The sequence below is a fragment of the Spirosoma agri genome, from assembly GCF_010747415.1.
Lineage (GTDB): Bacteria > Bacteroidota > Bacteroidia > Cytophagales > Spirosomataceae > Spirosoma > Spirosoma agri.
In genome coordinates this window covers 2,233,675-2,251,021 of the sequence record NZ_JAAGNZ010000001.1, presented here as the reverse complement: position 1 = coordinate 2,251,021, position 17,347 = coordinate 2,233,675, and the positions used below count along the sequence as shown (strand labels likewise).

Annotated in this window: 11 protein-coding genes and 1 other RNA gene; 4 read left to right on the top strand and 8 right to left on the bottom strand. The window is 51.0% G+C overall.

Annotation, left to right across the window (positions count from 1 at the left end; all coding sequences use genetic code 11):
* Nucleotides 1-520: 520 nt before the first annotated feature.
* Both GK091_RS09210 and GK091_RS09205 read left to right on the top strand, forming a co-directional pair.
* Entirely contained in the window at nt 521-5,905 is a 5,385-nt protein-coding gene (locus GK091_RS09210; protein WP_164036592.1) for a phage tail tape measure protein, read from the top strand.
* 1 nt (nt 5,906) lies between these two features.
* Nucleotides 5,907-7,319 carry a hypothetical protein gene (locus GK091_RS09205; RefSeq protein ID WP_164036590.1) on the top strand — a complete coding sequence of 471 codons (1,413 nt, stop codon included), beginning with the start codon at nt 5,907-5,909 and terminating at the stop codon, nt 7,317-7,319.
* 154 nt (nt 7,320-7,473) lie between these two features.
* Here GK091_RS09205 and GK091_RS09200 read toward each other — a convergent pair whose 3' ends face one another.
* The 3 genes from GK091_RS09200 to ssrA all read right to left on the bottom strand — a co-directional run bounded on the left by GK091_RS09200 (nt 7,474) and on the right by ssrA (nt 9,603).
* Nucleotides 7,474-7,782 carry a type V toxin-antitoxin system endoribonuclease antitoxin GhoS gene (locus GK091_RS09200; RefSeq protein WP_164036588.1) on the bottom strand — a complete coding sequence of 103 codons (309 nt, stop codon included), beginning with the start codon at nt 7,780-7,782 and terminating at the stop codon, nt 7,474-7,476.
* A 137-nt stretch (nt 7,783-7,919) separates the two neighbouring features.
* On the bottom strand, nt 7,920-9,101 hold the full coding sequence (locus tag GK091_RS09195; protein WP_164036586.1) for a tyrosine-type recombinase/integrase: 1,182 nt from the start codon (nt 9,099-9,101) through the stop codon (nt 7,920-7,922).
* 127 nt (nt 9,102-9,228) lie between these two features.
* Nucleotides 9,229-9,603: a transfer-messenger RNA gene (gene ssrA, locus GK091_RS09190) on the bottom strand.
* 170 nt (nt 9,604-9,773) lie between these two features.
* Between ssrA and GK091_RS09185 the strand changes: the two genes are divergently transcribed.
* The gene (locus GK091_RS09185; protein ID WP_164036584.1) at nt 9,774-10,415 is read left to right on the top strand and encodes a hypothetical protein; all 642 of its coding nucleotides are present in this window, start codon (nt 9,774-9,776) and stop codon (nt 10,413-10,415) included.
* 28 nt (nt 10,416-10,443) lie between these two features.
* Here the strand turns inward: GK091_RS09185 and GK091_RS09180 are convergent, their stop codons facing one another.
* The 5 genes from GK091_RS09180 to GK091_RS09160 all read right to left on the bottom strand — a co-directional run bounded on the left by GK091_RS09180 (nt 10,444) and on the right by GK091_RS09160 (nt 15,628).
* A complete protein-coding gene (locus GK091_RS09180; protein ID WP_164036581.1) occupies nt 10,444-11,427 on the bottom strand; it encodes an alpha/beta hydrolase in 984 nt (327 codons plus the stop codon).
* 24 nt (nt 11,428-11,451) lie between these two features.
* Nucleotides 11,452-12,114 (bottom strand): SdpI family protein, encoded by a 663-nt coding sequence (locus GK091_RS09175; RefSeq protein WP_164036579.1) that lies wholly within the window; start codon nt 12,112-12,114, stop codon nt 11,452-11,454.
* 15 nt (nt 12,115-12,129) lie between these two features.
* A complete protein-coding gene (locus GK091_RS09170) occupies nt 12,130-12,432 on the bottom strand; it encodes an autorepressor SdpR family transcription factor (protein ID WP_164036576.1) in 303 nt (100 codons plus the stop codon).
* 278 nt (nt 12,433-12,710) lie between these two features.
* Nucleotides 12,711-14,834 (bottom strand): outer membrane protein assembly factor BamB family protein, encoded by a 2,124-nt coding sequence (locus GK091_RS09165; protein ID WP_164036574.1) that lies wholly within the window; start codon nt 14,832-14,834, stop codon nt 12,711-12,713.
* Between the two features lie 44 nt (nt 14,835-14,878).
* A complete protein-coding gene (locus GK091_RS09160) occupies nt 14,879-15,628 on the bottom strand; it encodes a TIGR04283 family arsenosugar biosynthesis glycosyltransferase (RefSeq protein ID WP_164036573.1) in 750 nt (249 codons plus the stop codon).
* Between the two features lie 139 nt (nt 15,629-15,767).
* On the opposite strand from GK091_RS09160, the gene GK091_RS09155 reads away from it, so the two are divergent.
* Nucleotides 15,768-17,345 (top strand): hydroxymethylglutaryl-CoA reductase, encoded by a 1,578-nt coding sequence (locus GK091_RS09155; RefSeq protein WP_164036571.1) that lies wholly within the window; start codon nt 15,768-15,770, stop codon nt 17,343-17,345.
* The last annotated feature ends 2 nt before the right edge of the window (nt 17,346-17,347 follow it).

The window sequence follows — 17,347 nt, the reverse complement described above, 5'->3', positions numbered from 1 at the left end:
CGTTTGCCTTTGATTATCTTTGATTATCTTTGTCATCAACCGAAGACAAAATAAAACCCGGCATTGCTAATACCGGGTTTTGAGGTGGTTAATGATTACAAGAGTTTAACAACGTTGCGAGCGCTGTTATAAATGCTGTAATCGCGGTCAACAGTCGAACCACCAAATCAACTGCCCATTTGGAGTTGCGAGCTCCAGAACGGGGTGAATTTGTTTTCACAGCAACTAAGATAAAGCTCTTGCATTCGACGTGCAAGGGCTTTGTTGCTTTAAACCCCACAACTTGTTGACAGTGAGCCAAAAAAAACTTTTTTAAACATTTGTGGCTCAGCTAAAAACGATACATTTCAATATCTTTTCTGACTTTTTAAAATTGCCAAATTGCATAGTTATTCACTTTCTATCTGATTTGGATTGAATTCAGATTAAGTGCTTCCCTCTGTACATAAGGCTTTCTTTTTGTCCTACCTACTCCCCTGTTTAGCCTATTCTTTCGCTGTCGGTATAATCCACCAGCAGCATGCAACTGAAAGAAGAAGCCTTATTTACGCTCAAATTTGATGGTAAGCCCGTCATAAATGAGTTGGGCGAACTGGAGAAAAGGCTCATTGATCTCAAGGAAGCTCAAAAAAACGTTGAGCGGGGCACCAAAGAATGGGCACAAAGCAAAGCCGACATAAAAGAACTCGAAGCCAGTATCAAGCTGGTCCGGGAGGAAATGGGCGTGTCGGGCATGACCGTTCGTCAGCTGGAGAACTACTATCGACAGCTAAACCGGGAAATTAAGGAGCTAACGCCCGGCACTGATGAGTACATCAAGAAGGCCGCTGAGATGCAGGAGGTCAACACGGCCCTGGCAACCCATCGCCAGACCGTCCGTGGTGTAAACGAAGAAATTGAGAAACAGCCTACTCTCTGGGAGAAGGCAAAAGCAACAGCTACCGGCTTTCTGGCGGCCTTCGGAGCGACCGAACTTCTCCAACGGGCATTCGGCTTTGTGCAGGATGGTATTCAGAAGGCCCTGGCCCTATCCGACATGATGGCTGGTGTTGCCAAGGCGACAGGCCAGAGCACGGAAGAAGTACAGCAGTTATCGGAAGCGTTAGACAATATCGACACGCGCTCGAGTAAAGAGAGCCTGATGGATATTGCCCAGATTGGTGGTCAGTTGGGGATCGCCAACAATGAGTTGTTAGGGTTTATCAAATCGGTCGATATGGCCAACGTCGCCCTGGGCGATGAGTTCGCCGGTGGAGCCGAAGAAGTCAGCTCGAAGCTCGGTGGCTTGCAGAAGCTCTTTAAAGAGACAAAAGACCTCGAAGCCGGTGAAGCGATCAATCAGATCGGCTCAGCCATCAATGAATTAGGAGCAGCTGGTTCGGCCACAGGTCCGGTCATTGCTGATTTTACGTCTCGCATGGGTCAGTTAGGCGACCTCTCCCCCCAAATACATGAGACAATGGGACTGGGTGCGGCCTTTCAGGAGTTAGGCCTGACCGCTGAAATTTCAGCCGGTGGTTTATCCAATATCCTGCTCGGAGCGGCTAAAGCGACGGGATTATTTTCTCAGCAACTGAATATGAGCGAAGACGCTTTTATTCAATTGATCGATACCAATCCCAATGAATTCCTGCTGAAACTGGCCGAAAGCCTGAAAAACGTACCTGCCGATCAGTTGGCCAAACGCCTGGACGATTTAGGTATCAAGTCGCAGGAAGCCACGAAAGTAATGTCGCTCCTGAAAGACCAGACCGATATGGTCCGGCAAAAACAGGAACTGGCTGCCGTAGCCATGTCAGGGGTGTACAATGTAGCCCTGGAGAAGGTCACAAACTCGACGGACCTGTTTGCTAGAAAGCTGGGCATCTCTCAGGACGAACTCACTAAGATGATTCAGTCCAATCCCAATGAATTTTTTATCAGACTAGCCAATAGTTTCAAGGGATTAAGCGAAACCCAAATTGCGGAAGAGATGAAGAAACTGGGCTTCGAATCGAAAGAAGCTACCCAGTTTGTTACGGAGCTATCGAAAGCCACCAACCGCCAGCAACAGGAACAGCTATTGGCAAGCCCTACAATCAAACAGGCCATTAGTCTGCATAAGGAATTCAGTACGGTCAACTCGAATGCCGCAGCTGAGTACGCTAAATCCCAGAAAGCACTGGCGCTCATCGCTACTGAAATTGGGCAGGCGCTCCTACCAGCCATCACGAAGGGAGCGCAGGGCTTAGTTGCCTTTGTCAACATCATTCGGGCAGTACCCGAATTTTTGTCAGACAACAAAACCAGTTTTGCTGCATTGGGTCTTGCTATACTGGCCTTCAATGGCCACCTGGTTGTGGCGACCGCTACCAGTATCGGCCATGCAGCCGCTGAGAAAGCCCGGCTGGTCTGGACCAATTCGGCTACCGCTGCTCAGTGGCTGTTGAATACCGCCATGACAGCCAATCCGATTGGTGCTGTTGTGGCAGTGATCGCGCTGTTAGTGGCTGGATTAACGGCTATCTACAACAACAGTACAACCGTTCGGGGGATGCTGAGTGGCCTGTGGGAAATGTTCAAAACAGGCAATGGGATCATGGTTGATTTGCTCGACAAGTTCCTGAACTGGATTCAAAAGGGGCTGGAACCACTTCGACCGATCCTGGAGACCGTTAAAAATACGCTATCGTCGGTCTGGAGCGTCATTGATTACGGCATTGATAAGTGGGATGAGTTAACCAGCGCCGTTAGTGGATTTATCAATACGAGTCTCGTCAAAATAAGCAGTGCCCTGGAGCCGGTTCGCTCGGCGCTAACCAGTTTCGGCCACGTAATTGATAGCACGGTCACCAAGATCAAAAGTGTTGGTTCAGCCATTTCGTCGTTTCTCCACGTCGATGAACTGGTCAGTAAAGTTAAATCCGTAGCAAGCCAGATCGGAGATGCCTTCAATAAAGGCTACGGCGACAAACTAGCTGAAGATCAGCCCAAACAGGTCGCTAATCACCAGCAAACGCTGGATAAAAAGAAAACCGCTGAAGTCAAAACGGCTAAAGAACTGACGAGCCTGATTTCGGACGAAGAACAAAATAAAATCGATAAGAAGGCTGCTCAGAACGATAAGCACCGGGAAAGTGAAGCGAAAAAGACCGCTGAAGCTGCCAAAAAAGAGGCCGAAGAAGCGGTTAAAGCCACCAATGAAGGGCTCAAAAAAATGGAGGAGCTGCGTATTGCGGCCATTAAAGATGACCTGGAACGTGAAGTAGCCAAGATTCGCTCGAAGCGTGATGCCGAAGCCGAAGCGATAATGGCCAGCAAAGCCAGTCAATCCATTAAGGCAGTTTGGGAAACGGCCTTGAATGAGCAGATGCTCCGCGATATTGAAAAAGCCAATACGGAGCACAATAAGAAAAAGGAGAAAGAGGATGCCGAAACCAGCAAACGCATCTATGACCTCAAGATCAAGCTGTCGGGGGATGAAAAAGCGGCCAAGCTGCAAAAACTGGAAGACGTAGCCTCGGCTCAGCGCATCCAGATTCAGAAGGATATTACCGACGAGACTCAGAAGGCAACCATGCTCAAACAGATCAGTGATAACCTGATCAAAGGCAAAGAACTGGTTGAACAGGAGTATCGTCGGAAGAAACAGCAGGAAGAAAATACCCTACAGGACCAACTGTATCAGGCAACCGTAGCCGATGCCGGCAACCGGCTGACACTGGCGGGTAACAACGCGCAGGCCATCTACGATGCCAAGAAAATGCGGCTCGATGCCGAATATGAGTACAATAAGGCTAAGCTGGCGCGGGAAGCCGCCGAGCAGAAAGCGCATAACGACGCCAATATTGCGGATACGGATCGTCGGGCCGCTGCCAATAAAGCGACTGATGACAAGCTCAAGTCTGATCTGAGCGCGAATGATCAGAAGTACGAGAATGATAAAACCCAGCTGACGAAAGAAAAAACCGAAGCTCGTCGGCAAAATCAGCAGGAATACTTCACGGCGATCAAAGCCCTGATGGATGGTGATTTTAAAGTCTTCACCGACATTCTGACCAAAAAGCTGTCTGATGAAAAGAAGCAGCTCACCGAAAGTCAGCAACAGCAGATCAATACGATTGATGAAGTTGGTCAGTATACCGTTCTAGCCGTTCAGGCACTCCAAAAACTCTCTCAAGTGAAGCTGGATAAAGAACTAGCCAACATCAAAAAGGAGAAAGATAGTCAACTGGCTGCCTGGAAAGAGAAGTATGATAAGGGTGTTATTAGTAAGGACGAGTACGAAAAAAATGTTGAGCGTATCAACAAAGAAGCCGACGGGAAGATAAAGGTCGCTCAACTGGAAGCCTTCAAACGGCAGCAAAAATTAGACATTGCGATGGCCGTGATCAATGGGGCTCAGGCCGCCTTGAAATCCTTAGCCACGCTTGGCTGGCCACTGGGTCTGATTGCCGTGGCCGGTGCCGCCATTACGACCGGCATTCAGATTGCCATGATCAAAAACCAGCAACCGCCATCGCTGGCTAAAGGGGGTAAAATCCGGAATGCTGGCGTTCCGGATGGCCCAGGCCACGGTCGGAGCTATGGCGATTCGGGCTTGAGCATTACCCGTCGGGACACGGGTCAGGAAGTTGCCGAAATGGAAGGGGGCGAACCGATCATGGTCCTGAGCCGCAATACCTACGCCAACAACCGGCAGGTGGTCGATTCGTTGTTGCACTCCAGTCTTCACCGGAATGGTGCACCAATCATGAAACAGGGTGGTCTGTTCGGCTCCGATGGCGGTAGCTACGCGGACTCGCTTCGGAAGGGTGGCTTACGGCAGTTCCTGGACGGGGGCTGGATGAACGACATCAACGAGATGGACAACGGAGCGGGTAGCGGCTCATCGGGCGATACGGGCAACACCTACGACAGCGGTGGTAGCGGTTCGAGCGACTATGGTTCAGCCTCGGACATCGATGCGACCACCCAGGCCCAGATTGAAAAGTCACAGGCCACGATGGACAACATCCAGAAAAACACGCTGGCGACGGTCGAAGCGCTGGATAAGGTCAACTACACACTGGGCTACGTGCAGCAACAAATGCGATCGGAATCGGATGGGCAAAAAGCCGCACTGGCAACCAACATTACGGGCCTGCGGACTGACCTGAACGAGCAGTTTTTCGACCTCAAAAATACGATCAAGGAGGGGCTTACGGCCTTGCAGGGCACCATGAAGGTAGAACTGCCAAGCCTGGGCACTGAGCTGGTCAACGAAATTATTAATCTTCGCACGAGTATTGGTCTGAATCTATTGGCCCTGAAATTTGGCATTACGCAGGACGTAACCAAGCTAGAATTAACGACTAAGACCGGGCTGGACCAGCTGATAAAAACCAGCCACGATGATCTGACTAAGTTGCAGACGGCCCAAAAAACGGACCTGACCACTTTGCAAAAAGGCATTCATGATGATATGACCAGTTTGCAAAAGCTGCTGCACGATGATGTTGAGTTTTTGGGCAGTACCCTGCACGACGATCTGGGCTTGCTCGACACCAACGTAGACCAGAATCTGCTGGCACTGGCGAAGGCTATTCACGACGACCTGAACAGTCTCAAACTGGCGCAGGCACAACAGGCCAGTACCCTGCGCACCGACACGAATACAAACTTTTCCAACCTGCAAGCCACGCTGGAAACCGAACTCGATAACCTTCAGAATGCTACGCACAGTGATCTCAGCAACCTGACCGAATCCAATAAGGCGGAACTGCAAAGCATTCAGGGGGTTCTCAACGCCACCAAATCCGAACAGGGTTATCAGTCTGGCCTACTGGGTCGAATTGCCAGCAAAGACCTGTCGGTCAGCGTGCAGACGTTCGTTAACGTCAGCAATCAAATTAATGTAGTCGCCGATAAATCTGATTTAAAATAACATGATTGACATTCGCATTGATGGGGAGTCGGCTGATCTGACGCCGGCTACCCAATTAACCCTGGAGCGATTTAACCCCCTGCTTTCCTTTGATTCCATTCAAGGGAGCCGAGTCTATGGCTTCAACCTACCCGACACCCCGACCAATCGCCGTCTATTGGGCTATTTTTATCAGCCGCAGGTGGGCTACCAATCCCGAAAGTATCGCTGTGAGAAGTACAAGCATGGTCAGCTCATCGAGCAGGGCGTTGTGATGATTCACGAGGTAAATTCATCCGGCTTCAGTTTATTCTTTACCCAGAACCTGGGCGAGATTTTTGGCGATAGTCAGAACGTGCTTTTATCGCAGTTAGACTTAGGCACTGACCCGGTGCCTGTAGCTCCTGTGGCAACTGCCAACCACCTGACTGATCGCTATTGCTTCCCGACCATTCAAAATGGTGGTTTCTACGGGAATCAAACCATTACAGGCTTTAACGGGCTGATGAATGAGTACACGAGTGGGACGTATAACATCCGTGCGCAGGTTCCCATGCCATTTTTGCGTTGGGTGTTCAATCAGTTCAGTGCCCTGACGGGCTGGAGCTTTTCGGGTCAGTTCTGGCAAGATCCCGATTTAGCCAGGCTAATCGTCTATAACCTGTTTTCATTGGACGGTCAAACCGTAATCAACGCCAATAACCACCTACCAAACCTCACCGTACCACACTTGCTGATCGACCTGCGCAAGCTGTTTAATCTCTATCTGGAGTTTGATGTTCGTCGTAAAATCTGCACAATGGATTTTGCCGATGACGTACTGGACAGTGGCGACGTGGTGGACTGGACAGAAAAAGCGCATCCGGATCATACGAAGGCTCCCGAACTCAACAACCGTCTGGAGCTTTCCTACGCGCTCGACAGCAATGATGCGCTGATGAAGCCCATCCCCGCCCAGCTGGATAAGTACACCACGCAGGAAACGACCCTGAACGAAGGGGGCAACCTGGTCCCTATCCAGTCCCGAGTATCGACACTGGCCACCGACCCCGTGACGGGCCGGGCAACGACCCAGCAGCCGGGGATATCGCCAAGTAACAAGGATAGCAAAAGCGACTCGACCCCGAAGTTCTTATTCTGGAATGGCTTCGTAGGTGGTGAACCGAGAGCCACCAGCGCCCATGGTAACCGCAGTCTTGCCTGGCATGGCGTGAACAACCTAGCCGAAAAAGGCTATAACCAATTTGAAGCCTTCAAAGGTGACACGTTTTCGGTTACGAAACTGGTTTACCTAACCCCCGCCGATCTGGCGTTTTTCTCGTTCCGGAAGAAAGTCCACATCAAAGGGGTAAACTACGTAGTCGGGCAAATGAAAGCCGTTCTGAGCAACAACCAGAATACTATTCTAACTGAGTGCATGTTGTGGAAAAAATAAGGGAAAATCGCGGAGAAGTACAACGAAAGGTGCAGGACTGGAATAAGCCAAAAACGTATAACATTTTTAGAAATGCCTTATATTGTAATAATAAGAATAGGATTCTTAGCTATTTGCTAAAAATCCTATTCTCTAAAAAATCACACTGGGCCACTTACATAACTACTGTACTTATCTTATCCAACATACCAAGTCTACCTCCGTCAGACTTTACTAGAAAAATTTTAACATCTTTTGTAAGTTGATTTGGTTCATTCCTAATCTGTCTTAATAAACCAGGAGGAGTTATGGCAGTTTCTATATAGTACACCCCCTTCGGTAGTTTATACTTCTCGCCATGTGTGTCCTCTACCGTCGTAGAGAAATTCAGTTTTTCCATATGCTGATCTAAGCGGTAATATTCTTCATCGTTTTCCAGTTCTACTACTACCGCGTAATTAGGAACTTTTTGTGACTCGGCCATGAGCTATTTTCATAAAAGGTTAAACGTCATTTTACAACAATATTTCATGTTTCAAAATTCGTGGGAATGATGAATATATGCGACAATTGATTAGACGTAAGTCTCGCGAATAGTCTTTTGGTTAGGCAGACTTCAGGTCAAATACTCTCCAACATATCAAACTGATCCTCGTATAAAAACAGGCCCAAATCGCGCAGATACTTGTCAGTTTGGTCAAGACTACTGTGCCGGCACTGACGCTGTATCAGCTTCACGTCTTTTGTCGCCTTGTAGAGCGCAATAACGCCCGTATGTTTCCAGCCGTAGAGATCATACGATTGATCCGTCATTTTTAGCAGCGTCAGGATTTGTCGATGCTGGTTGTAAAAGTATTTTTCATAAACTGGTTTCGGGCCAGGTGTACCTTCTAGCGTAAATACGTAATGATTGCCTGGATAAGAACGGAGTTTATGTTGCTCAATCAGCTTTTCTAACGGGGGTGGTATCTGGACGTGAGCCGTTCGATTGTTCTTGGCGTTGTCTGCATCGATGCGAATAGTTTTCTGTAGGATATCGCACACTCGTAGTAGTCGTAGTTCAGATTGTGGCCGAGCCAGTGTATAGTAGATAAAGTTCAGGAAGAGCCACAGTTGCGTATTTTGAGATAATGCGCAAACTTCACGCACCTTGGCCACCTGTTCAGGGGTAAAAGCGGTATGACGACCGGGACGTTCCGCCAGTGGCTTAATAGCGACGAAAGGATTCGCTTTCAGCTGCTGGCGTGCGATGTAGAAATTGAACAGGGTTTCGAGTACGCCTAAGTGTTTGTTATGGGACTTGTTAGATAACCCTAATTCCGTCAACACGTAGTCCATATACGCAAAGGCATAGGCTGGTTTGAATTGATGCAGCCGGAGCCGACCCAAGCCATGAGCAGCTAGGTAGGTATGAAACAGCTTAATCGACGAGCGATAGGTTTTATGGGAGTTAGGTTTCATACTAACCTTCTTGATCGCCATAAAGTAGTCAATAGCCTCGAATAAATTGGAAGGGGTTACTATCAGTGGGGCAACTGGTTTTGCTACTGGCTCGTCTGTTGGCTCATCGTCTATGATGGCTCCTGCCTTCAACAGACTGTTTACTTCTTTGATTAGCTCAGCAGCATCTTTTTGTCGAGCCTCGACGGTATTACCGCTCACATTAAGTCGTTTCCGGAGTAACTTCTGCTGTTTAGGAGAAAATAGATAATAAGAAACGTACCACTGTTTCGAAAGATCACCACCCGCATCGTATAAACGGGCTAATTTGTACGTAGAACTGCTTTTTTTGGTAGAACCCATTAATCGGAACTGACTTGAAATTGACTTAGAATTGACGCGCAGCTGGCTTTGAAGTGGCTTGAAACTGGCTTTGCAGATATTTAGACACGAAAAAGCCTTGAAATTCATTGAATCTCAAGGCTTTACGTTGTGGAGACGGAGAGATTCGAACTCTCGTCCAGTCAAGGAAACCGACGCGCTTTCTACATGCTTAGGTACACTTGGGATTGTCGGGAATCGGCCCGGTGTATACCAGACCAAGCTTCATCCGTAGGTGCCTGTGTCTCACTCAGCCGTTAACACCATAAACTGAGCCAGCGCTGCGAGTCGATGCCTCCTGATCCAGCCAGCAGCACGTAAGCCGGGGAGACAATGGCTATTGCTTAATCCTCCGGATTAGGCAGCCATGGCGTAGTTATATTCGCCAGTTATTGTTTTGACGATTTGTTCGGGTCGGGAAACATCGACAACTCCCGGCATGCTTACACGCGACCTCTGCAAGCTGTCAATTCCGGTCGTCCCCAAATGACTCCCGCTGCGGGCGTGTGTTGGTTAAACCAGCATGGCCGTGATTTAGTTCGAGGAACCACGCAGTTCCCGTAGGCCCTTCACACTAAATTTATCAAACTAATTTGTCCTCAGCCTGTTATGACGGTATCCAATATACCATGCGTTTATGATTAGCTGATCCCGATGACTTCTACGCCGTTCGAAACAAACCTGTACCAACAACTCACCCCGTTTTTTTCGAAACAGGCGTTTACGTTGCTGCCTGAAAAGAAGCAGTACCGTCGAACAACAGCCATCGGGTTTCAGAACGTCATCCTGTCACCGTCGTTTTACGGTGACGAAACGATGCTGGAGGTGAATTTCGGATGCCGGAATGATCAGGTGGAGCAGATAGCCCAGCAGTTCCTAAATAATCTGCCCGATTACCGCCCTGACGCCAATACGCTGATCATCTCGATCGGTAAATTCAACGGCTTCCAGTATCACCGCTACAAAGTCCACTCCGAAGACGAACTTGTTGTTATTTGTGATCAGATCGAGCAGTTTTTCATTACGAAGGGGTTTGCCTTTCTGGATGATGCGTCTACGCTACCTACCCTCGACCGGCTTCTGAATGAACACCCAGGCCAGCCCTGCCAGTATGTCTATAATCAGACCCACCGATGCTACAAGGGGCTGATCGTAGCCCGACTCAATCACAATCCCCACTTCGACGGGCTGATCGACAGCTACCGTCATCTGCTTATCCGCCAGACGCAAAATCCGTACGAGCAGCTTCAATTCGAACGGCTGATTGCTTATCTGCAACACTACTCCGCCAATTAAGGCAATCCACGAAAGGGGCATAGACTGGTCATTGCTTCACGAACTGCGCAATCGTTGTGGTCAGTCCCGGCGTTAGCGGTAGCGACGGATCGGTGTAGGTTTTGAAATTTTCCAGTCGATCCATCGGGGCATTTTTGAGTACGTGATTCATCTGATCGAATAAACTCAGTGTCGCATCGGGCCGGGCCGCTTTCAACAACTCGGCTTCGCCCGTCGCAACCTGGAGGTCATGCTTACCGTTTATGATCAGGATTGGGCCTTTGATCTGCTTTATTTCCTGAGCGGGGTCGTATTTCATCCAGGACATCATAGACCCCTGTAGGAGTGGATGCAGCACCATCAGGGCGGAAGGTGCCGGTTTACTGACCGTTTGGCCGGCGCGTAGCGAATCCAGATCGCGGTAAACGAGCTGCCGCTGCGACTCGGGTAATGCCTGAAATTGCTTTTTCAGTACATCGGCAATGTTCTGCCCGGCACCCGCTATCGAGATTAACCCGCTGGCTTTTGTCTGGATCGTAGCCAACATGCCGACCAGTGACCCTTCACTGTGCCCCGCGACAATCACCTTCGAAAACCGGTTATCGGCCTGTAATTGCCGCACGAAACCGACGGCATCGCTTACATAATACTCAAATCGATGATCCTGTGGCTTTAGTGCCTTCATCGTCGCCACGATATTTGTACCAGAGCCCCGTTTGTCATAACGGGCTACAGCAATACCCTGTCGCACTAGGCTATCAGCCAGCATTCGATACGAACCGGGTTTCAGTGTACCAAACGTACCGATGGGTGAAGGACTGTTTCCATCCCGATCCGTCGAACCGGAGCCAGCAATCAACAGGACAACGGGAATGGGGCCTTTGCGGGTAGCCGGTAAGGTTAGCGTACCATCCAGCGTTAGGTCAACGCTTTCCGGAACGGTTATTTTGGTATGGATTGGTTCCTCCGTCTGCGCAAATACGGTCGAACCAGCGCTGAGAAGGGAAAAAACGGCGAGTAGTATACGATTCATATTGTCGGTGGCACTAGAAGTGGATTAGCTGAATTGACGCGCTTTTTCCTGACGGTAATAAATGTAGGAATACACGATCGGGATAAACGACGCCGTCAGAATGATCCCAACCACAACGCCTACCGTGTAAGGCGCTGGCACCACGATCGCCAGCAGGGCAGCCAGTAGCCCACCCGCAACCATCCATCGTCCGCCCAACTGATGCGTTCGGCGCCAGACGTTTTCACTACTAAGCGTCCAGGGGGTACGAATACCGATGAACCAGTTAGGTTTGACCGTTGTGATGTAATTACCGATGCCAGCCAGCATCAAACTGACAAGCGCCAGTTCAGGACCTAGCAACGCCTGACTGGTCGATTGGTGGACAGCCAGATAGAAAAGGCTGGCTTGCAGGGCAGCCAGAAACAGCATCATAACAAACCTGAGCTTTTGAAAATTGGCCGACTGAAGCCGTCCTTTTGGATCGATTTTAGGGAGAAACCGAAACAGCAAATACAGGAAAACGCCCATACCAAGACTTAGCCAGGCCAGTTCAACTTTCGGGCTCCAGCCGTTCACGGTGCCCGATAGATCATAATGACTCGGCATGGTGGCAGGAAGTTCCGGCCAGATTGACGTGACATACACGATAGCAATCAGCCAGGGTATGGTCATCAGAATTTCGGTGGTTGTCGACGTTGTTTTCATAATTGACAAAGGTGTTTACGGATTTGGTTGGGATTCGTTTTGGGTAGTGGCAACGGTCGATTCGCTTTTCTGGAAACTCATGAGCCACGCCAGCAGCTCGTCGAGTACGGTCGTGTTCAGCGAGTAAGTAATGAACTGACCCTGCTTGACGGACTCGACCAGCCCAGCCTGACGAAGCAGGTCGAGGTGGTGCGAGATGCTGGGTTTTGTCATGTCAAACCGTTCCGCAATATCACCAGCGTTTAGATCGCCTTCCCGCAACAGATCCAGTATCTGTCGTCGGGTTGGGTCATTCAACGCTTTAAATAGATTGTTCATTAGCGCTCGGTTAAATACTTAGACAAATATCTAATTAATCATTTAGACAACTATCTAATTATATGCAATTGGCGAATAGGCAGGATGAACGGATATATAAAGGTATGAGCGGAAAAACCTCTTTTATTACTTCTTTCACCAGACAGTACGACCTTATGTCCAGCGGACGGTTGCAGTGTGGTATCCGAGAGGCCGTATCTTAAGATACGGCCTCTCGGATACCACACTGCAACCATTACGAAATATACTTGCGCTCTCTTTCTGGCGAGTCTGTGTTGTTAAGGCAAGGCAAACGCAACGTATTGATTTCCTTTTTTTGCCCCGAGCTTGGCCCCTCCACAGGCGATGACCACATACTGTTTCCCACCAGCTTGATATGTGGCTGGCGTCGCGAAGCCAGCCGCTGGTAGATCCGTTTCCCAGAGGAGTTTTCCAGTTTTCTTATCAAAAGCCCGGAATTTCTCGTCTTTCGTGGCAGCAATAAACAATACCCCACTGGCCGTAATGACCGGACCACCGTAGTTCTCGGTTCCCGTATTGCGAATCCCTTTGGCCTTTAAGGCCTTATCTTCCCCAAGCGGGATTTTCCACAGATACTCGCCCGTGTTGAGATCAATAGCATTCAGCGTTCCCCACGGTGGCGCAATGGCCGGGTAGCCTTTGCTGTCCTGAAACTTGTTGTAGCCCGTAACTTTATACGGCAGATACGGCTGCTTTACGTTCGCTACAGCAGCCGAGCGGCCAACTTCCTGCTTCTCTTCGCCAAACAAAAAGGCGATCAATGCCTGCTTTTGTTCAGCCGATAGCGTTGTAAAGCCGGGCATCATCCCTTTCCCGTTGCTGACGATCTGCGTGACATAGGGCCGGTCGCGTCGTTGCCCGATATCGACCAGGGACGGGTAACCGCTACGGGCATTGCCTTTTCGTTCGGGGCCGTGGCAGCCGATACAGTTTTGGGTATACACCCGCTGACCTGGGCTCAAATGGGCTAGCTCGTCATTTTTGGGCGCATCGATCATCGTAAAGATCCAGGGGACATCGTTGGCATTGACGTACAGAATACCATCCGGGTCAGCCGCTGCCCCACCCCACTCAGCCCCGCCGTCGGTGCCGGGAAACATCAGGCTGCCCCGCTTACTGATCGGCTCAAAAAATCGTTTGCCCACCGAACGAAGTACCGTTTTTAACGAATCGCGATCATCGGAATGCGGATTGATGTCGGCTTCGGTCATGGTCTGCCGCGCGAATGGTGCGGGTTTCTGCGGAACAGGCTGCGTTGGCCAGGTCACTTCACCCGGTATGTCCGACTTGGGCACCGGCACCTCCTTGATCGGGAAAAGTGGCTTTCCCGTGACGCGATCAAACACGTACACGAATCCTGCCTTGGTGACCTGCGCAACGGCATCGATTTTCTTCCCGTTCTGCGTCACCGTGATCAGGTTGGGCGGAGCCGGAAAGTCCCGATCCCAGACATCGTGGTGAACCGCCTGAAAATGCCAGAGTCGCTTACCCGTCCGGACGTCAAGCGCCAGCAAACAGTTCGCGAACAGGTTTTGCCCTATTCGATTTCCACCGTAAAAGTCATAGGCAGCCGAACCGGTCGGCACATAAAGGATGCCCCGCCGTCTATCGACGGCCATACCCGACCAGTTATTAGCCGCGCCAATAGCGGGATCTCGGTACGCTTCTTTCGGCCAGGTGTTGTAGCCATATTCGTTCGGGTATGGGATGGTGCGGAATGTCCAGGCCAGTTTGCCCGTCCGAACGTTGAATGCCCGGATGTAGCCCGGCGCTCCGCCAACATCTTCGGATACCCGAACGGGCATAACGATCAGATCGTCAAACAGGGTGCCGGGTGTGTTCGAGATGATGAATTTATCGCTGGCCGCCTGCCCTAACCCTTCGTGCAGATCGGCATGACCGTTTTCACCAAAGCTCAGGATCGGCTTCCCGTTTTTTGCGTCGATCGCGTAGAGTAACGGGCCAACCGTGTACAGAATTCGCGACTCATCGCCCGACTGCCAGTAGGTGACACCCCGACTGGTACTGTGCCACGCTTTGAGCGGATCGCCCACTTTCCAGATTTCTTTACCCGTGGCCGCATCGAGGGCAAACACCTGAACGGTGGGCGTGACGCCATATAATACCCCATCCACAATGATTGGGTTAGCCTGAATCTGACCGCTATCACGGGCGGCATAGGTCCAGGCCACTTTTAGTGTGTTGACATTATCGGGCGTAATCTGGCTCAACGCCGAGTAGTGGTTGCGATCAGGGCCGCCCAGGTATTCACCCCAGTTTGTGTTGTCGTTGGGTTTATCGTCGGCGGGGTTCTGTTGAAAACGGGACCAACCGAACGTGAGCAGAGCCAGCGCACCAAGTGGTAAGAGCAGTCGTTTCATGGAGGAATAGGAATAACTCAACAAATTTACACGAAAACACAACGTTACCGGATGTCGCTGAACCATCGTTTTAGCCGGTCAGGCGAATAACCGATACCCCACAGAAAGCCAATCATCAGAAAGAGACCGTTCGCTTTCCAGAAACCCAGTTTAGCCACCCGTCGATCCGACGATTCAACGATGCGATTCACCTGCCGGATTCGCCCGAACGGGATCAGTTTCAGCAGCAGATCGGCTTCTTCCATGATCGACAGCGTATCGGTGTAGCCGCCCACGTTTATGAACTGGTCGCGTCGGCAAAAGATCACCTGATCGCCAAAGAGCAGCCGTGCTCCTTTGAAAAAAAAGAGGTATGGGCGAAAAAACAGGGGTGCGTAATAGGTCTTGATGTAGTTGTGAAACGACGTTAGCCAGCGGGTCGTATGGGGTCCACGCATAATCGAAATAAAGCCCCCCGCTACCGTTCCCGAATCAGCCAGCGCGTGCCGGATCACCCGTAGTGCATCGTCGGGCAGAGTGGTATCCGCGTGGAGGAAACAGAGAATATCGCCAGATGCTTTGGCGGCTCCCGTATTCATCTGGTGCGCTCGCCCTTCCTGCGGAGCCCGGACGATGTGCAGGGCCCGAAAGCAGGGATTGGTGGCTTCCGCGAACTGGATGGTCCGATCGGTGCTGCCCCCGTCGACAATGATAATTTCGAGCGGTTCGGGGTGAAGGCGCTGTAACAACCGCAGGGTGCGTGGCAAAGCCTGTTCTTCATTAAGGGTTGGAATGATGATGGAAACGCTGGGCATAGGCTTAGTAAACCAATCCGGCAGGATACAGTTTATCGACTTGTGGAGATTACAGACCGGATTTCCGCAAAAAGCCGTATCATACGATCAGTAGCCAGTCCGCCGGTTAGTTCTCCATCATCGTTTATCCGTCACCATCGTGTTCCGATTCATTCCCAACGTCCTGCTCAAGCAGCTATTCACCCGTAACAGCCTTCGAAATACGCCCGATGGCTTTGCCTTCTCACTTAAGAACCGGCTGTCGGACGCTCGCTTCACGGGCTTACAGCGCGCGCGCATCGACGGTCGCGATTATCCCGCCGAGGCTTTCACGCTGACGCCCGATGGCGGAGAAGCAATTGCCGTATCGGCCATTTCGGCGCAGCAGCCACTGGCGTTTCCGCTGCGCCGGTCAGTACAGGTCAGTGCCGTGGCGCAGCCGCTGGCACCGGGTAAACACACTCTTGAAATCACGCTGCACACGCAGCCGTTTGGCACGATCACGCTGATCGTGGAGGATGAGCTGCAACCCGATGCCTCAACCGTACTTCCGCAAACACAGCCCGCCATTCCGCGCGATTCAATCGATGATTACAGTGCCGATGCGATCGCCAAACGACGCCAGTTCCTGAACGATTTCACCCAGACAACGCCGGAGCATCTTTTTCAAAACTCGTTCAACCCGTCCGTCGTCGCGGGCAAATGCGAGCATTTTGTGGGGGTAGCGCAGGTACCAATCGGTCTGGCCGGTCCGTTGCGCGTCAATGGCGAACACGCACAGGGCGACTTTCTGATTCCGCTGGCCACCACGGAGGGAACGCTCGTTGCCAGTTATAACCGGGGGATTAAATTGATCAATCTGAGCGGTGGAGTTCTGTGTACGGTGCAGGACGACGCCATGCAGCGGGCTCCGGTTTTCGAGTTCACCGATGCCCGGCAGGCGCGTGATTTCGTTCGGTGGATTGACAGTCATCAGCGTGAGTTAGCGACCGAAGCCGAAGCCACCTCCCGCTTTGCCAAACTTCGCTACATCGACTCATACCTGAATGGCAAGCTGGCCTTTCTCCGGTTCGGATTCGAAACCGGTGATGCAGCCGGACAGAACATGGTCAGTAAAGCGACCCTGGCGGCCTGTAATTACATTCTGGACGAATACGGCCTTGCTGCGCCGGGTAGTATCGCCCATTTTTTTCTGGAATCGAACATGGCCACCGATAAGAAACCGTCGCAACTGAACATCCTGCGTACGCGTGGTAAGCGGGTGACCGCCGAAGTGCGTATTCCGCGTGAGCTGCTCATCCGGGAGTTGCAGGTCGAACCGGAACAGCTTATCCGTCACGCGCGCATCGGTGATGTGGGCGCTCGTCTGGCGGGCACCAACAACAACGGACTTCATTCCGTCAACGGGCTGGCCGCGCTGTTCATCGCCACCGGCCAGGATGTTGCGTGTCTAGCCGAATCATCGGCAGCGATCACTTATTCTGAAGTTACGTCGACTGGTGATTTTTACGGGTCGATCACGTTACCTTCCCTCATTGTCGGCACCGTTGGGGGCGGAACCGGGCTGCCCACACAGCGCGAATGCCTGGAACTAATGGATTGCTACGGAACCGGGAAGGTAAACAAATTCGCCGAGATCGTAGTCGGGGTCATTGCCGCTGGCGAACTCTCACTGGCGGGTGCCATTTCGTCTCTCGACTGGGTATCGAGTCACGATGCGACGAGGGGAACAAATTAAAA

What these genes read in the sequence shown, in the direction of transcription:
- GK091_RS09210 (WP_164036592.1), top strand. Translation starts at nt 521, where the DNA reads ATGCAACTGAAAGAAGAAGCCTTATTTACGCTCAAATTTGATGGTAAG.
- GK091_RS09205 (WP_164036590.1), top strand. Translation starts at nt 5,907, where the DNA reads ATGATTGACATTCGCATTGATGGGGAGTCGGCTGATCTGACGCCGGCT.
- GK091_RS09200 (WP_164036588.1), bottom strand. Translation starts at nt 7,782, where the DNA reads ATGGCCGAGTCACAAAAAGTTCCTAATTACGCGGTAGTAGTAGAACTG.
- GK091_RS09195 (WP_164036586.1), bottom strand. Translation starts at nt 9,101, where the DNA reads ATGGGTTCTACCAAAAAAAGCAGTTCTACGTACAAATTAGCCCGTTTA.
- GK091_RS09185 (WP_164036584.1), top strand. Translation starts at nt 9,774, where the DNA reads ATGACTTCTACGCCGTTCGAAACAAACCTGTACCAACAACTCACCCCG.
- GK091_RS09180 (WP_164036581.1), bottom strand. Translation starts at nt 11,427, where the DNA reads ATGAATCGTATACTACTCGCCGTTTTTTCCCTTCTCAGCGCTGGTTCG.
- GK091_RS09175 (WP_164036579.1), bottom strand. Translation starts at nt 12,114, where the DNA reads ATGAAAACAACGTCGACAACCACCGAAATTCTGATGACCATACCCTGG.
- GK091_RS09170 (WP_164036576.1), bottom strand. Translation starts at nt 12,432, where the DNA reads ATGAACAATCTATTTAAAGCGTTGAATGACCCAACCCGACGACAGATA.
- GK091_RS09165 (WP_164036574.1), bottom strand. Translation starts at nt 14,834, where the DNA reads ATGAAACGACTGCTCTTACCACTTGGTGCGCTGGCTCTGCTCACGTTC.
- GK091_RS09160 (WP_164036573.1), bottom strand. Translation starts at nt 15,628, where the DNA reads ATGCCCAGCGTTTCCATCATCATTCCAACCCTTAATGAAGAACAGGCT.